Below are 14,972 nucleotides of genomic sequence, written 5' to 3'. Positions count from 1 at the left end.
CATACACTCGCTCCTCACACGCTCCGGCACCCCATCGTGCGACCGGGTGCAAGGCAGAGAGGCAGCACCTGTGACCCCCGACAACCAGCAGCCGATCAGGCAGGTCGTGCTCGCCAGCTTCATCGGCACCACGATCGAGTGGTACGACTTCTTCATCTACGGCACGGCCGCCGCGTTGATCTTCAACGAGCTCTTCTTCCCGACGTTCTCCGACATCGCCGGCACCCTGGCCGCCTTCGCCGTCTTCGGCGCCGGCTTCGTGGTCCGCCCGCTGGGCGGCATCGTCTTCGGCCACTTCGGCGACCGGCTCGGCCGCAAGTCGATGCTGGTCCTGAGCCTGTTCATCATGGGCGCGGCCACGTTCCTGATCGGGCTGCTGCCCACCTACGACTCCCTCGGCGTGCTCGCGCCCATCCTGCTGGTCGTGCTGCGCCTGCTGCAGGGCTTCGCGGTCGGCGGCGAGTGGGGCGGGGCCGTGCTCATGGCGGTCGAGCACTCGCCCAAGGACCGCCGCGGCTACCACGGGAGCTGGCCGCAGTCCGGCGCCCCCGCCGGGCTGGTGCTGGCCTCGGCCGCGTTCGCCCTGGTCTCGCTGCTGCCCAAGGACGACTTCGCGAGCTGGGGCTGGCGGGTGCCGTTCCTGTGCAGCGTGGTGCTGCTGCTGGTCGGCCTGGTGATCCGGCTGCGGCTGGCGGAGACCCCCGACTTCGAGAAGGTCAAGCAGTCGGGCGGGCAGGCGCGGCTGCCGGTCGTCGAGGCCATCCGGCGCCACCCGAGGAACCTGCTGCTGGCCTTCGGCGCCTGCATCGCGCCGTTCCTGCAGTTCTACCTGTTCGGCACCTACATCCTCACGTACGCGACCACCGAGCTGAAGATCGAGCGCGGCACGGTGCTGCTCATCGTCTCCATCGCCGCCGCGCTGGAGGTGATCACGATCCCGGCGTTCGCGGCACTGTCGGACCGGATCGGCCGCCGCAAGGTGTTCCTGGCGGGGACCATCGCCTACGTCCTGTACGCCTACCCGTTCTTCCTGCTCATCGACACGGGCTCGCCGCTGGTGCTGGCCGTCGCCACGATCCTCGGCCTGTCGGTCATCCACCCCGCCATGTACGGGCCGCTCGCCGCGCTGTTCGCCGACATGTTCAGCGCCCGGGTCCGCTACAGCGGCGCCTCGCTCGGCTACCAGATCGGCGGCATGCTCGGCGGCGGCTTCGCCCCCATGATCCTGACCTCGCTGCAGGCGGCGGCCGGCAGCGCCATCCTCGGCATCCCGCCCTACATGATCGTGGCCGGGCTGATCACCATCGTCGCCACGTACCTGGCCACCCGGGCCACCACCACGCAGGAGGCCCGCACCGTCGAGGTCTGAGCGCCTGTTACAGTGGCCGTCGACGCGGGGTGCCCGGAAGGCCGGGCTGAGATCACACCCGTCGAACCTGATCTAGTTCGGACTAGCGAAGGGACGTCACGGCCGTGAGTGCTGTACCCAAGGTCCTGTCCATCGCGGGCACCGATCCCAGTGGCGGCGCCGGGATCCAGGCGGATCTGAAGACCTTCTCCGCGCTCGGCGCGTACGGCATGACCGTCGTCACCGCGCTGGTCGCGCAGACCACCACGGGCGTCACCGGCATCCACGAGGTGCCGGCCGCGTTCGTCGCCCAGCAGCTCGACACGCTGCTGACCGACGTGCCCGCCGACGCCGTGAAGATCGGCATGCTGGGCAACGCGGCGCTGATCAAGGCGGTGGCGGCGGCGCTCGACACCTACCGGCCCGCCTACGTCGTGCTCGACCCGGTCATGGTGGCCAAGAGCGGCGACCGGCTGCTGCCCGCCGACGCCGTGGCGGCGCTGCGCGAGACGCTGCTGCCCCGCGTCGACCTGATCACCCCCAACCTGCCGGAGGCGGCCGACCTGCTGGGCGAGGAGCCCGCGGGGAGCCTGGCCGAGATGCACGGGCAGGCGCAGCGGCTGCGGGCACTGGGCGCGCGGCAGGTGCTGCTCAAGGGCGGCCACCTCGACGGCGAGACGTGCGTGGACGTGCTGGCCACCCCGGAGGGCACGATCGAGCTGGCCGCGCCCCGCGTGCACACGAAGAACACGCACGGCACCGGCTGCACGCTGTCGTCGGCCATCGCGGCGCTGCGCCCTCGCCACGACGACTGGGCGGGCGCGGTGCGGGCGGCGAAGACGTACCTCACCGAGGCGCTGCGCGCGGCCGACAGCCTGCACGTCGGCTCCGGCCACGGTCCCGTCCACCACTTCCACGCCATCTGGTAGGGGGCCGCATGTTCTGCGACGACGTCTGGGGGCGCACGGCCGAGCTGATGCGCGCCATCCACGAGCACCCCTTCATCACCGCGCTCGGCGACGGCACGCTCGACCGCGAGCGGTTCGGGTTCTACATGGTGCAGGACGCCCGCTACCTGGAGGCCTTCTCCAAGGTGCTGGCCACGGCCTCCGTCCGGGCCGACAGCGCGGACGAGGCGGCGTTCTGGGCGCAGAGCGCGCACACGGCGCTGGCGGCCGAGCGCATGCTGCACGCCGGGTACATCGAGGAGCTCGACGCCAAGGGCCCGACCTCGCCGACCTGCCTGGCGTACGCGTCCTACCTCCAGGCCACCGCGCTGACCGCGCCCTACCCGGTGATCGCGGCGGCGGTGCTGCCGTGCTTCTGGATCTACCAGGACGTCGGCACGGCCCTGCTGGCCCGGGCCGGCGACCCCGGCGGGCACCCGTACGGCAAGTGGATCTCCACCTACGCCGACCCCGGCTTCGCGGCCTCCGTCGAGCAGGCCAAGGCCATCGCCGACCGGCTCGCCGCCGCCGCGGGGCCGGACACCCGCGAGGAGATGGCGCAGGCGTACGGCCGGGCGGCGGCGTACGAGTGGATGTTCTGGGACAGCGCGTGGCGGCGTGAGAGCTGGCCGACGGAGCGGTGGCTAGCCCCCTGAGGACGCCTTGGCCATCATCTCCTTCTCCTCGCGGGTGGCGATGAGCCCGGCGGGGGCGTAGAGCTTGGACTCCTCGAACGGCGCCTCCGTGCTGGGCAGCGGCTCCCGCGCCCGGATGGCCTTGATCCACACGCGGGCGGCGTCGAGGATGACCACGATGATCAGGACCGCGAACAACGCCGCCAGGATGCCGTCAACGGTGGAGTTCACCACGATCTGCCGCATCGCGTCGGTCGTCTTGGCCGGCGCGAGGAGCTGGCCCTGGTCGAGCGCCGCCTGGTAGCGGTCGCGCTGGGCGAAGAAGCCGAGCGTGGGGTCGGGCGAGAAGACCTTCTGGTAGCTGGCGGTCAGCGTGACCGCCGCGTCCCAGGCCAGCGGCACACCCGTCACCCAGGCCCATTTGAGCCGCCCGCTCTTGATCAGCAAGGTCGTGGCCACGGTGAGCGCCACGGCGGCCAGGAGCTGGTTGGCGATGCCGAACAGCGGGAAGAGCTGGTTGATGCCGCCGAGGGGGTCGTTGACGCCCTGGTAGAGGAAGTAACCCCAGGCGGCCACGACCACGGCGCTGGTCACCACCAGCCCTGGCCACCAGCTCACCCGCGCGATCGGCTTCCACAGGTTGCCCAGGGTGTCCTGGAGCATGAACCGGCCGACCCGCGTGCCGGCGTCCACGGTGGTGAGGATGAACAGCGCCTCGAACATGATCGCGAAGTGGTACCAGAACGCCTGCAGCGCCGCGCCGCCGAGGAAGCCGGAGAAGATCTGCGAGATGCCCACGGCCAGCGTGGGCGCGCCGCCCGTCCTGGCGATCAACGTCTCCTCCTGCACGGCCGCCGCGGCGGCCTGCAGATCCTGCGGCGTGATGACGAAGCCCATGTTCGTGACCGCCTCGGCGGCGGTCTGCACAGTCGGGCCGAGCACGCCCGCCGGGGAGTTCATCGCGAAGTAGAGCCCCGGGGTCAGCACGCAGGCCGCGGTGATCGCCATGACCGCCACGAACGACTCCATGAGCATGGAGCCGTAGCCGATCATGCGGACCTGGGTCTCCTTCTGGATCATCTTGGGCGTGGTGCCCGACGAGATCAGCGAGTGGAAGCCCGACAGCGCGCCGCAGGCGATGATGATGAACACGAACGGGAACAGCGACCCGGCGAACACCGGCCCCTTGCCGGTGAAGGCGAAGTCGGTGAACGCGGTGGTCTGCAGCGGCGGCGCGGTGATCGCGATGCCGATGGCGATCAGCACGATGGTGCCGATCTTCATGAAGGTCGACAGGTAGTCGCGCGGCGCCAGCAGCATCCACACGGGCAGCACGGCCGCGACGAACCCGTACGCGATCAGCCACAGCGCCAGCGCCGACGGGCTCAGCGTGAAGAACGGCGCCCAGCTCGACTCCTGCACCCAGCCGCCCGCCACGATCGACAGGATCAGCAGCGCGACGCCGATGACCGTGACCTCGACGACCCGGCCGGGCCGCAGCACCCGCAGGTAGAACCCCATGAACAGGGCGATCGGGATCGTCATCGCGATGGAGAAGACGCCCCACGGCGACTGGGCCAGCGCGTTGACCACGACCAGCGCCAGCACCGCCAGCAGGATGATCATGATGGCGAAGACCGCGATGAGCGCCGCGGCCCCGCCCACCGGCCCGATCTCCTCGCGGGCCATCTGCCCGAGGCTGCGGCCGTTGCGGCGCATGGAGAAGAACAGGATCACCATGTCCTGCACCGCGCCGGCGAAGATGACGCCGGCGATGATCCAGATGGTGCCGGGCAGGTAGCCCATCTGGGCCGCCAGCACCGGCCCGACCAGCGGCCCGGCCCCGGCGATGGCGGCGAAGTGGTGGCCGAACAGGATCCGGCGGTCGGTCGGCTGGTAGTCGATGCCGTTGTCGAGCCGCTCCGCGGGGGTGGCCCTGCGGTCGTCGGCACGCAGCACCTTGCGCACGATGAAGCGGGCATAGAACCGGTAGGCGATGGCGTAGGAGCCGAGCGCGGCGCACAGCAGCCACACCGCGTTGACGTTCTCGCCCCTGGACAGGGCCAGGACCGCCCACCCGACGGCGCCGACGACGGCCACCGCCGTCCAGATGATGATGGAACGCAGCTTCACCGGTTACCTCCCGTGCAGCGGGCCATATATGGGGCGCCCCAGGCAGCAGCGCAGACCGGCGTCCGGCGGCAGATCGGAGACGAAGCGCCGCCAGCGCCACAGCGGGCGGCAGTCGATCGTGACGGGGAGGTCGGCGAGGTGCAGCCAGGCGGTCGGATGGGCGTAGACCAGCTCGGTCGGGCCCAGCGGGCGGGACCGGCGCGGCAGTCTGGCGCGGGTCAGCGCCCTGACCGAGAACTCCCCCGCGTCCGCGCAGCAGAGGCCGGTGACGTGCCAGTCGAAGAAGACCACTTCTTCGTCGCGGAGGGCCGCACGAGCCGCGGGAGTGAGCGTGATACGGGACATCTGGGGCTCCTGATGATCAGGCAGCTCAGAATCAACTCGGGCGTACCCACCGTGATCGCCGCTGAAACGGCGGGAGCGCCCTCCGATTTCCCGAGGGGCGCTCCCTCGTCAGAAGGTCACTGCCTCCCGCCGATGACGGAGCCGCCGCCGACGACGCCCGTGGAGATGGTGAGGTGGAGCATGGTGCTGGTGCCGTGCGGCCCTCGCGTGAAGGACGCTGTCGGCGCGCGAGCGCGAGGTCGCGCTGCCGGCGGCGGGGCTGGCCTCGCGCAGGGAGCTGCGCGCGTTCGCCGTGGACTAGCAGTGGACTAGCGGCGGACTAGCGGACGAGGCGGCTTTCCCAGGCCCAGGCGACGACCTCGACCCGGTTGCGCATCCCGAGCTTGGTCATGACGGACGACACGTGACCCTTCACCGTGCTCAGCGAGATGCGCAGCTCGGTGGCGATCTCCTGGTTCGTGCGGCCCCTGGCGATGGCGCGGACGACCTCGGTCTCGCGCTCCGACAACGCCTGGGCGGGGCTCGGCGCGGGGCGTGCGGTGGTGGCGGTGAGGTGGCGCAGCAGGCGGAGCGTGATCGACGGTGAGATCAGCGCGTCGCCGGCGTGCGCGGCCCTGACCGCCTCGACGAGCAGCTCGGGGCCCGCGTCCTTCAGGACGAAGCCGGCCGCGCCGCCTCTCAGCGCGCCGTAGACGTACTCGTCGAGGTCGAACGTGGTGACCACGATCACCCGCAGCGGGTCGCGCGTGCCGGGGCCCGCGAGGGCGGCGGTGACCTCGATGCCGTCGAGGCGGGGCATCTGCACGTCCACGAGGCACACGTCGGGGCGCAGCCTGCGCGCCAGTGCGACCGCCTCCGCGCCGTCGGCCGCCTCGGCGATCACCTGGAGGTCGGGCTGGTCCTCCAGGATCAGGCGCAGGCAACTGCGGATCATGGGCTGGTCGTCGGCCAGCAGCACCGTGATGCTCACCGCCGCTCCCCGCCGCCCGCGCGGCCGCGCGCCATCCCGCGAGCCGCACCCGTGCCGCCGGACGGCGTCTCACAAGCCGCACCCGTGCCGCCGGACGGCGTCTGACGAGCGATGCCCGTGCTGCCGGACGGCGTCTCACGATCGGTGCCCGTGCTGCCGGACAGCCTGCCGGGCGCGGTGGCGCGTTCCGGCAGGGGCAGTGTGGCGCGCACGACCCAGCCGCGTCCGGCGCGCGGCCCCGCCGTCAGCGTGCCGCCGAGCGCCTCGACGCGCTCGCGCATCCCGACCAGCCCGTAGCCCCCGCCCAGCCGGCCCCAGAGCCCGGCCCGGCCCGCCTCGCCGTGCGGCGGCGGAGCGTCGTCCGTGACCTCCACCACCAGCTCCCCCTCCCCCTGAGTGACGCTGACGGTGACCACCCCGGCGCCCGGCGCGTGCCGCGAGACGTTGGTCAGCGACTCCTGCACCACCCGGTAGACGGTCCCCGCCACCTCGGACGGCCAGGCAGGCTCCCCATCGGGCAGCCGCAAGGAGACGGGCAGCCCGCTGAACTGGTCGACCAGCGCGCCGAGCCGCTCGGCGGGCCCGAACGCCGCCGGCCCGCCACGCTCGCGCAGCAGCCCGACCACGCGCCGGGTGGCGGCCAGCGCGTCGGACCCGGCGGCCTCGATGTCGGCGAGCGAGCCTGCCACCCGGTCGGGATCCTTGCGGGCGACGAGCTGCGCGGCCTGGGCCTGGAGCACGACGCAGGTGACGTGGTGGGCGACGACGTCGTGCAGCTCCCTGGCCAGCTCCAGCCGTTCGGCCCGGCGTACGCGCTCGGCGGCGGCGGCCCGGCGGGCGGCCAGCAGCCGCGGCCCCAGCCCACCGGCGAGAGCGGCGAACCAGGCCCCCAGGTTCAGCGTCAGGACGGCGCTGTGCGGCGACCCGGACAGCAGGCTGCCGAAGGCGACCGCGAGCCCACCGGCGCCGACCCCCGCGGCCTGCGGCACCGGCAGCCGCCTGAGCGCGGAGCCGACCAGCACGGACAGGCCCAGTGCCGCCCCCGGCCCCGGCTCGGCGGGCAGACCCGCGAACCGGGCGACCACGATGGCCACCACCGCCACGGCCAAGCCTGCGACGGCCGTCCAGAGCCGGGCGCGGCGGCGTACGAGAGCGAGCAGGCACACCATCGCGCCCGCCACGCACCCGAACACCCAGTAGCCGCCACCCCAGCTGTCCACGACCCGGTGGCTCCATTCGGCGAGCACCACCGCGCACGCGGCGCCGAGCCCGGCGGCCTCCCACCGCTCCCGCATGCGCCCACGCTAGAAGCCGGGGCATGGGCGCAGTACCGGCCGAAAGTATGGTTCGGGACCGGCCGCCCGGCCGAGCGGGCCCCTGGTCTTACACCGTGGACAACATTCCGTCACGTTGTTACGTTCGCACCAGAGAGATGACAACGCTGTCATTCCTGGTCTCCCCCCGACGAGGAGCAGTACGCCGTACGCCGGCTGGTTCTCCAACGACGTGGCCGGCGAGTGGGGCGGGGTGGACCGGGCCTCGCAACACGCGGTCGAGGTGGTGCCCGCCGACTACTACATGAACGCCACCGTGCACGCGGGCGTCCGGGCCAGGGTCTCCGACCGCGTCCGCCCGGTCCCGCGCCACCTTGCGCGACCGCGTCTACCTCACGCTGACGGTCGGCGAGGGCGACAACATCCAGTACTGCCAGCGCAGGATGCGCCAGATCTGGGACGACCCCGCCCGCGGCCGGGTGCCCACCAACTGGACGGTCAGCCCGCTGCTCGCCGACATCGGGCCCGCGCTGCTGGCGTACTACCAGCGCACGGCCACGGAGCACGACCTGCTGATCGCGGGACCGTCCGGGGCGGGCTACACCTACCCGGCGTCGCGGCCGGAGGGCGAGCTGGACGCGTACACCGCGCTGACCGGGCGGTTCCTGCGCCGCACGGGGATGGATCTGGTCTACGCCTACAACCAGCGCAACGCGGCGGGCGACGGCTGGGTGGCGTTCGACGCGCGGATCGCGGCCTCGTACAGGAAGAACACGCCACTGCGCGGCCTCATCCAGTCGTGGGAGACCGGCGATCTGCAGGCGGCCCCGGCGGGGCTGCCGCTGATCGGGAGCTTCTCGCCGCAGGGGCGGGCGCAGGAGTACCGCGACACCCTGCTGCGGCACGTCGAGGGGTGGGACGGCGGGTGGCCGCTGTTCGTCGCCGGTGCGGTCAACGCCTGGAACTGGGCGCCGAGCGACATCGCGGAGCTGGGTGAGCTGCTGGGGGACCCGTTCGAGATCGTCCGTGGCGACGTCTTCTTCAAGCTGCTCGGGCAGGTCGTCCGTGGCGGATGAGCGGGAGGCGACGGCGGCGATGTACCGGCGCTTCGGGGGGACATCATGGGAGAATTCGACCATGCCTATCGACCCCCATCTTCTTGCCCTCTTCACTGTGACCACCATCGTCGCCATGATCACCCCGGGTCCTGACATGCTGTTCGTGCTGGGATGCGGGATGCGCGGCGGGCCCAAGGCCGGGCTGCTCGCCACCGCGGGCGTGGCCACCAGCGAGGCCGTGCACGTCGCCGTGGCAGCCGCAGGTCTGGCGGCGCTGTTCGAGGCGGTGCCCGTCGCCTTCACCGTCGTACGGATCGCCGGCGCCGCGTACCTGATCTACCTGGGGGTCCAGGCCATCCGCAAGCGTGACGACAGCCCCTTGGAGGTGGCCGTGGGCGGTGGCGGCATGTCGGCGCGCAAGGCGTACCTGAGCGGGCTGATGACGAACCTGCTGAACCCGAAGATGGTCACCTTCACCATCGCCTTCCTGCCGCAGTTCATCAACCCGAGCCTGGGTCAGGTGTGGCTGCAGTTCGCGATCCTCGGGGTGATCCTCATCGCGCTGGAGTTCCTGGTGGACGGGGCGGTCGGCGTGCTCGCGGGCCGCATCGGCGGTTGGCTGCGCCACCGGCGGGCCGCCCGGCGCCGCATCGACGTCGCCACGGGCGGCGTCTTCGTCGGGCTCGGCGTGAAACTGGCCCTGGAGAAGTGAGCTCGCCCATGACGACCGGCCTGCGCCTGGCGCCCATCACCCCGGCCAACCTCGACACCGCCCTCGCCGTGCGGGTCCGCCCCGACCAGGAGCCGTTCGTCTCGCCGGTGGTGAAGTCGCTGGCCGAGGCCTACGTCCATCCGCGCACGGCCTGGCCGCGCCTCATCTTCGACGGGAACGACGCCGTGGGGTTCCTCATGGCGTTCATCGACATCGACTGGAACGGCAAGGGAGTCGACTTCCGTTCCGGGCTGTGGCGTCTGAACGTGGTGCCCGACGCGCAGGGGCGCGGCGTCGGGCGGTTCGCCGTCAAATCCGTGGCGGACGAGCTGCGGCGGCGCGGGGCGACGCGGATGTACGTCACCTGGCATCCGTCGGACGACGGGCCGGAGGGGTTCTACCGCAAGCTCGGGTTCGAGCTCACCGGCGAAGTGAGCGGCGACCAGACGGTGGGCGTCCTGGCCCTGTGACGGCCTCCGCCGGCCGCTCGCGCGTATTCTTGGTCGGGTCGCCGAGCGCGCGACCTCGAAGGGAATTGCGGGCATGCGTCGTTACTCACGTGTCGTGGTCAAGCTCAGCGGCGAGGCCCTGTCGGGAGAGACCGGCTGGGGCACCGACCCGGCGAGCCTGGCCCAGCTCGCGGACGAGATCCTCTCCGTCCACGACCTGGGCGTGCAGATCGCCGTGGTGATCGGCGGCGGCAACTACTTCCGCGGGCGCATGGCGGACGGCTGGGGCATCGGCAGGGCCGAGGCCGACAACATCGGCATGCTGGGCACGGTCATGAACGCGTTGATGCTGCGCGGCGTGCTGACCGCCCGCTCCGACACCGACGTCCGGGTGATGACCGCCATGCCGATGCAGAGCGTGGCCGAGCCGTTCATCCGGCTGCGCGCCGACCGGCACCTGCGCCGCGACCTCATCGTGCTGCTCGCCGGCGGCATCGGCCAGCCGTACGTGACCACCGACTACCCCGCCGTGCAGCGGGCCCTGGAGCTCGACGCGGACGCGCTGCTGGTGGCCAAGCGCGGCGTGGACGGCGTCTACGACAGCGACCCCAACCTCAACCCGGACGCCAAGCGCTACACGAACCTCACCTACCAGGAGGCGCTGGCGGCCAAGGTGCGGGTCATGGACGAGAGCGCGTTCGTGCTGGCCAACGAGCAGGGGCTGCGCATGCACGTCTTCGACGTCGCCGCCAGGGGCGTGATGCGGGCGATCTGCGAGGGCGAGGACATCGGCACCCGCATCACCACCTGACACGGCGCCGCCTGCCTAGTAGCCTGCCGGGATGGCTCATAGGGTGCGGCGCGGCCGGTACCGGGGCGACTGCCATGTGCACTCGCTCCTGTCGCAGGGCGCGGACCTGACGCCGGAGCGGCTCGCGGCCGAAGCCCGTGCCGCCGGGCTCGACTTCATCGCCGTCACCGAGCACAACACCCCTCCCGCCTACGATGAGTGGGCCGCGCTCGACCTGCTCGTGATCCCCGGCCAGGAGGTGACGACCCGCACCGGTCACTGGCTGGCGCTCGGTCTGGCTCCCGGCGAGGTGGTGGAATGGCGGTACGGCGTCCGCGACGACGCCGTGGACGGGCACGTGGAGCGGGTCCGCCGCTCCGGCGGCCTGTGCGTGGCCGCCCACCCGCACGCGCCGTACCCGTCGGGCGTGTTCGCCTACCCGTACCAGGGCTTCGACGTCGTCGAGGTGTGGAACGGCCTGTGGGCCTCCGATCTGCCGTGGAACGCGGACAACGAGGCCGCGCTGGCCGAGTGGGGCCGCACTCTGGCCCATGACCTGCACCGGGGCTCGTGGCGGCCCGCGATGGGCAACAGCGACGCCCACCTGGCGGGTCAGCTGGGCACGCCGCACACCGTCGTCCTGGCCGAGGAGCACAGCGCCGCCGCCCTCCTCGCCGCCGTCCGCGCCGGCCGGAGCTGGATCGCCGAATCGGCCGCGATCGACCTCTCCTTCTCGGCCACCACCCCCGGCGACGACCGCGCCGACGTCGGGGAGCGCCTGCGGACCGGTGGCGAGCCCGCCACCGTCCGGCTGGAGGTGCGGGGCGTGCCCGCCGGTGCCGTCACCTTCCACACCGAACGCGGCACGGTGCTGCGCGAACCGCTGCCCGGCGACGGGCGGGGCGTCGTGGAGTGGCGGACGAGCGCGGCGGACTCGGCGTTCGTCCGCGCCGAGATCCGCCACGCGGACGGCCGCATGGCCGCGCTCACCAACCCCGTCATCCTGCTCTGACCGGAGCCCCCCGGGCACCAGGCGTTTCTGACGGTCGGGGTTGCTAGCCTTTCCTTCCCGTTGAATCGATCACCAGGAGTTCCGCCGTGCGTTCGATCCCCGTGTTAGCCGGCCTGTTCACCCTGCTCGTCGCCCTCGTGACGGGCTGCTCCGCCGCGGGTGGCGGGGCGGGCGTGGCCGTCCCCGACAGCGCGGTCGGCAAGCAGCTGCAGTGGTATCTGGACGCCGTCAACCGCACGCCGATCCCCGCGAACGAGCTGTCCGAGCACCTCAGCGAGGCCTTCCTCAAGGAGATCCCGGCCGAGAAGTTCAACGGGCTCGCCAAAGACCTGGCCGGCCTCAAGCTGGACGAGCTGAGCAGCACGAAGCCGAACGAGCTGGCCGGGGTGACGTCCATCCCCGCCGGGCAGCAGTACGACACGAAGATCTCCGTCGGGGACGACGGCAAGATCGACTACCTGCTCCTCGATCCCAGGTGACGACGCCGGTCACGAGCGGCGGCGTGCCGATCGCCGCCCACGACCATGGCGGCTCCGGCCAGGACGTCCTGCTCCTGCACGGCGGCGGCCGCACCCGCGCCGACTGGGAGGCGCTCGCCGGGCTGCTCGTGACCGCCGGGTTCCGGCCGGTGTCCATGGACCTGCGCGGCCACGGTGAGTCCGGGGCCGCGCCGTGGTCGTGGCCGGCGGCGCTGGCGGACGTCGCCGCCGTCGCCGACGCGTACGCGCTGCGCCGTCCGATGATCGTCGGTCACTCCCTCGGCGGCATGGTGGCCGCGCTGTGGGCGGCCGAGCACCCGGAGTGCCCGCTCGCCGTGAACCTCGACGGCCACGGCAACCCGACCCGGCCCGAGCAGTTCGCCGACCTGGACGGGGTCCCGGCGGCGACCGCCTGCCGGGAGATGACCGCGTTCCTTCAGGAGATGGGTCAGGGGCTGCCGGAGTCGTTCCTCCAGGTCATGAGGGAGATCGACGCCCTGGACCTGTTCGCGGTGTACCGCGCCGCGCGGTGCCCGCTGCTGGTGGTCAGCGGTGACGCGATGGCCTTCGCCGCCGTCTTCCCCGATCGGCTGGTGCCGGCGTGGCAGGCGTACTGCGCGTGGACCCGGCAGCAGCTCGACGCGGTCACGGAGCGGCATCCGCTGGTGCGGCAGACGTCCCTGCCCACGGGGCACGACCCGCACATCGAGGCGCCGCGGACGCTGCTGCGCGTCCTCGTCGAGCAGCTTGCGGACGGCCGTCCCCCCGGTGAAAGATCATGCCCATGACCCGAGAGCCGCAGCTCCTGGCCTGCTCCGGAGTGCTCCATCCGCCTGAGGGGTTCACCCATGTGGAGGTGCAGATCTGGCAGGCGGGGCAGCCGGCCGGGGTGCCCAGGCCGCGCACGTGCCTGATCGCGACGGCGACCGGTGACGCGCTGGAGCAGATCGGCAAGTGGCACGAGCCGGTGCCCACGTTCGGCGGCTACGAGCCCTCCCACCTGCCCTTCGTCGAGCCCGACGGTGACGGCGGGAGCCGGGAGACTGCCGTCCCGGCCCGCCGCTGGGTCCCTTGAGCCCGGAGACGGACGGAGGAGACGGGAAGGCGCGGGGCCGGAGGCCGTGGGTGCTCGGGTCGCCGGCCGTGCTGGTCGCCGCGCTCCTGGCGTTCCACTCCGCCGTCCCGAACGCCGTGGGCAACCTCGGCAGCCTGCTGGAGACGTTCCTGCCCTGGCTCGGCGTACCGGTCGTGGCCCTGCTGGGCGTGGCGTCGTTACGCCGCTCGCGCGCCGCTGTCGCGGCCACGGCCCTGCCTGCGGTCGTCTGGGCCGTCATGTTCGGCACCTCGGTGTTCCCCGGCTCCCCGCCTCCCGGCCCACCCGAACCCTCGTCCGTCCTCACGGTCCTCCAGCACAACGTCGCCGACGACAACGCGACCCCCGCCACCACGGCGAACACCCTCGCCGGCGCAGGAGCCGACCTCATCGCCCTGGAGGAGCTGACCCCCGCGACCCTGCCCGCCTACGAAGCGGCCCTCACCCCGCGGCACCCCCACCGTTTCATCGCGGGCACCGTCGGGCTCTGGTCCCGCTACCCCCTCACCGACACCCGCCCCCTCGACATCAAACCCAAGGCCATCACCGCCGAGTGGAACCGCGGCCTCCGCGCCACCGTACGAACCCCCGCAGGCGACATTGCGGCATATGTCGCCCACCTCCCCTCGGTCCGCATCCGCCCCCAGGACGGCTTCGGCACCGCCTGGCGCGACGAGAGCGCCACCGCGCTGGGCACCGCCGTCGCCGGGGAGCAGCTGGCGCGGATCGTCCTGCTGGGCGACCTCAACGGCACCGTCCACGACCGCGGCCTGGCCCCGCTCACCTCCCGGCTGACCCCGGCACTGCGGGGCTTCGCCTTCACCTGGCCGGCCGCCTTCCCGCTCGCCCGCATCGACCACATCATGACCCGCGGCGCACCCGCCACCAGCACCTGGACCCTGCCCTCCACCGGCAGCGACCACCTGCCCACCGCGGCCAGACTGGACCTGCGATGAGCACCGCCCCGCAGTCCGTGTGTCGTGGCGCCGGATCGACACCTGGCCGGCCGCGGCATGCACCTCCCCGACCTCGGACCGACGACTCCACTGGAACCTCGAATAAAAAATCTTGAAAGAGATGTCGCCCGGATGTCGAGAACGACCGGCCCGCTCCGTCCCAGGGGCACGAGCGGCCACCAGGGCCCGCGCGACGAGGAAGAGGAACAGCCATGCAGCAGCACGAGATCACCGAGATCCTCAACCGCCCATACAGCCAGGAGCTGCTGAACCGCGACCTGACCCGCCTCGCCTACGTCGCCAAGGACGGCACCCCCCGCAACGTCCCGATCGGCTTCACCTGGAACGGCGCCGAGATCGTCATGTGCACGACCAAGAACGCCCCCAAGCTCGCGTCCCTGCGCGAGAACCCCATGGTCGCCCTGACCATCGACACCGAGGTGCACCCGCCCAAGGTCCTGCTCATCCGCGGCCGGGCCGAGCTGGACGTCGTGGACGGCATCCCGGAGGAGTACCTGCAGATGAACGGCTCCTACCAGATGACACCCGAGCAGCGGGTCGAGTGGGAGGCGGAGGTGCGTTCGCTCTACGACGGCATGGTGCGGATCGTGGTGAAGCCGACCTGGGTGAAACTGATCGACTTCGAGCAGACCCTGCCGAGCCCGGTCGAGGAGCTGATGCGCGAGCGAGCCGAGCGCCAGAACGCCTGAACGCCCTCGTCCCGGACCAGCGAGGCTCGCGGCGGCAGCCGTATCCCCGCAGTGAACACCG

17 protein-coding genes and 1 riboswitch are annotated in these 14,972 nt (G+C 72.1%); of the genes, 13 read left to right on the top strand and 4 right to left on the bottom strand.

Going from position 1 to position 14,972, the window contains the following annotated elements; all coding sequences use genetic code 11:
- Positions 1-70: 70 nt before the first annotated feature.
- The 3 genes from LCN96_RS03625 (at position 71) to LCN96_RS03615 (ending at position 2,951) form a co-directional block, all read left to right on the top strand.
- Entirely contained in the window at positions 71-1,369 is a 1,299-nt protein-coding gene (locus LCN96_RS03625) for an MFS transporter (RefSeq protein ID WP_225271168.1), read from the top strand.
- A 15-nt stretch (positions 1,370-1,384) separates the two neighbouring features.
- A riboswitch (TPP riboswitch) is annotated at positions 1,385-1,480 on the top strand.
- Entirely contained in the window at positions 1,474-2,277 is an 804-nt protein-coding gene (thiD, locus tag LCN96_RS03620; RefSeq protein WP_225271167.1) for a bifunctional hydroxymethylpyrimidine kinase/phosphomethylpyrimidine kinase, read from the top strand. It overlaps the preceding riboswitch by 7 nt.
- A gap of 8 nt (positions 2,278-2,285) precedes the next feature.
- Entirely contained in the window at positions 2,286-2,951 is a 666-nt protein-coding gene (locus LCN96_RS03615; protein ID WP_225271166.1) for a TenA family protein, read from the top strand.
- Here LCN96_RS03615 and LCN96_RS03610 read toward each other — a convergent pair.
- The 4 genes from LCN96_RS03610 to LCN96_RS03595 all read right to left on the bottom strand — a co-directional run bounded on the left by LCN96_RS03610 (position 2,940) and on the right by LCN96_RS03595 (position 7,673).
- On the bottom strand, positions 2,940-5,063 hold the full coding sequence (locus tag LCN96_RS03610) for a carbon starvation CstA family protein (RefSeq protein WP_225271165.1): 2,124 nt from the start codon (positions 5,061-5,063) through the stop codon (positions 2,940-2,942). The two genes, LCN96_RS03615 and LCN96_RS03610, sit on opposite strands and share 12 nt — an antisense overlap.
- A gap of 3 nt (positions 5,064-5,066) precedes the next feature.
- Positions 5,067-5,408 (bottom strand): hypothetical protein, encoded by a 342-nt coding sequence (locus LCN96_RS03605; protein ID WP_225271164.1) that lies wholly within the window; start codon positions 5,406-5,408, stop codon positions 5,067-5,069.
- Between the two features lie 319 nt (positions 5,409-5,727).
- Positions 5,728-6,378, bottom strand: coding sequence for a response regulator (locus tag LCN96_RS03600; RefSeq protein WP_225271163.1), 651 nt, complete (start codon positions 6,376-6,378; stop codon positions 5,728-5,730).
- Positions 6,375-7,673: a sensor histidine kinase gene (locus LCN96_RS03595; protein ID WP_225271162.1), complete on the bottom strand. Its 1,299-nt coding sequence runs from the start codon at positions 7,671-7,673 to the stop codon at positions 6,375-6,377. Before LCN96_RS03595 ends, LCN96_RS03600 begins: the two co-directional genes overlap by 4 nt.
- A gap of 353 nt (positions 7,674-8,026) precedes the next feature.
- Between LCN96_RS03595 and LCN96_RS03590 the strand changes: the two genes are divergently transcribed.
- From LCN96_RS03590 to LCN96_RS03545, 10 genes are all read left to right on the top strand, one after another.
- A complete protein-coding gene (locus LCN96_RS03590; RefSeq protein ID WP_225271161.1) occupies positions 8,027-8,728 on the top strand; it encodes a hypothetical protein in 702 nt (233 codons plus the stop codon).
- 97 nt (positions 8,729-8,825) lie between these two features.
- On the top strand, positions 8,826-9,422 hold the full coding sequence (locus LCN96_RS03585; protein WP_225271160.1) for a LysE family translocator: 597 nt from the start codon (positions 8,826-8,828) through the stop codon (positions 9,420-9,422).
- Between the two features lie 8 nt (positions 9,423-9,430).
- Positions 9,431-9,892, top strand: a complete 462-nt coding sequence (locus LCN96_RS03580; protein ID WP_225271159.1) for a GNAT family N-acetyltransferase — start codon at positions 9,431-9,433, stop codon at positions 9,890-9,892.
- 73 nt (positions 9,893-9,965) lie between these two features.
- Complete coding sequence (pyrH, locus tag LCN96_RS03575; RefSeq protein ID WP_225271158.1) at positions 9,966-10,682, top strand: UMP kinase; 717 nt, start codon at positions 9,966-9,968, stop codon at positions 10,680-10,682.
- A 31-nt stretch (positions 10,683-10,713) separates the two neighbouring features.
- Positions 10,714-11,673, top strand: a complete 960-nt coding sequence (locus LCN96_RS03570; RefSeq protein ID WP_225271157.1) for a CehA/McbA family metallohydrolase — start codon at positions 10,714-10,716, stop codon at positions 11,671-11,673.
- An 86-nt stretch (positions 11,674-11,759) separates the two neighbouring features.
- Complete coding sequence (locus tag LCN96_RS03565; protein WP_225271156.1) at positions 11,760-12,152, top strand: Cpe/LpqF family protein; 393 nt, start codon at positions 11,760-11,762, stop codon at positions 12,150-12,152.
- A complete protein-coding gene (locus tag LCN96_RS03560; RefSeq protein WP_225271155.1) occupies positions 12,149-12,940 on the top strand; it encodes an alpha/beta fold hydrolase in 792 nt (263 codons plus the stop codon). Before LCN96_RS03565 ends, LCN96_RS03560 begins: the two co-directional genes overlap by 4 nt.
- On the top strand, positions 12,937-13,227 hold the full coding sequence (locus LCN96_RS03555) for a hypothetical protein (RefSeq protein WP_225271154.1): 291 nt from the start codon (positions 12,937-12,939) through the stop codon (positions 13,225-13,227). The genes LCN96_RS03560 and LCN96_RS03555 overlap by 4 nt, the downstream gene beginning before the upstream one ends.
- Positions 13,228-13,277: 50 nt before the next feature.
- A complete protein-coding gene (locus tag LCN96_RS03550) occupies positions 13,278-14,201 on the top strand; it encodes an endonuclease/exonuclease/phosphatase family protein (protein ID WP_225271153.1) in 924 nt (307 codons plus the stop codon).
- A gap of 212 nt (positions 14,202-14,413) precedes the next feature.
- Positions 14,414-14,911, top strand: a complete 498-nt coding sequence (locus LCN96_RS03545; protein WP_225271152.1) for a pyridoxamine 5'-phosphate oxidase family protein — start codon at positions 14,414-14,416, stop codon at positions 14,909-14,911.
- The last annotated feature ends 61 nt before the right edge of the window (positions 14,912-14,972 follow it).

This window comes from Nonomuraea gerenzanensis (assembly GCF_020215645.1).
In the GTDB taxonomy this organism is placed as follows: domain Bacteria; phylum Actinomycetota; class Actinomycetes; order Streptosporangiales; family Streptosporangiaceae; genus Nonomuraea; species Nonomuraea gerenzanensis.
Note: the sequence above shows the minus strand (reverse complement) of the source record. Positions and strands in the feature narration are given on the sequence as shown.

Bases quoted from the DNA above. Each gene is read 5' to 3' on its own strand.
- LCN96_RS03580 (WP_225271159.1), top strand. From the start codon at position 9,431: ATGACGACCGGCCTGCGCCTGGCGCCCATCACCCCGGCCAACCTCGAC.
- LCN96_RS03545 (WP_225271152.1), top strand. From the start codon at position 14,414: ATGCAGCAGCACGAGATCACCGAGATCCTCAACCGCCCATACAGCCAG.
- LCN96_RS03605 (WP_225271164.1), bottom strand. From the start codon at position 5,408: ATGTCCCGTATCACGCTCACTCCCGCGGCTCGTGCGGCCCTCCGCGAC.
- LCN96_RS03595 (WP_225271162.1), bottom strand. From the start codon at position 7,673: ATGCGGGAGCGGTGGGAGGCCGCCGGGCTCGGCGCCGCGTGCGCGGTG.
- LCN96_RS03615 (WP_225271166.1), top strand. From the start codon at position 2,286: ATGTTCTGCGACGACGTCTGGGGGCGCACGGCCGAGCTGATGCGCGCC.
- LCN96_RS03555 (WP_225271154.1), top strand. From the start codon at position 12,937: ATGACCCGAGAGCCGCAGCTCCTGGCCTGCTCCGGAGTGCTCCATCCG.
- LCN96_RS03570 (WP_225271157.1), top strand. From the start codon at position 10,714: ATGGCTCATAGGGTGCGGCGCGGCCGGTACCGGGGCGACTGCCATGTG.
- pyrH (WP_225271158.1), top strand. From the start codon at position 9,966: ATGCGTCGTTACTCACGTGTCGTGGTCAAGCTCAGCGGCGAGGCCCTG.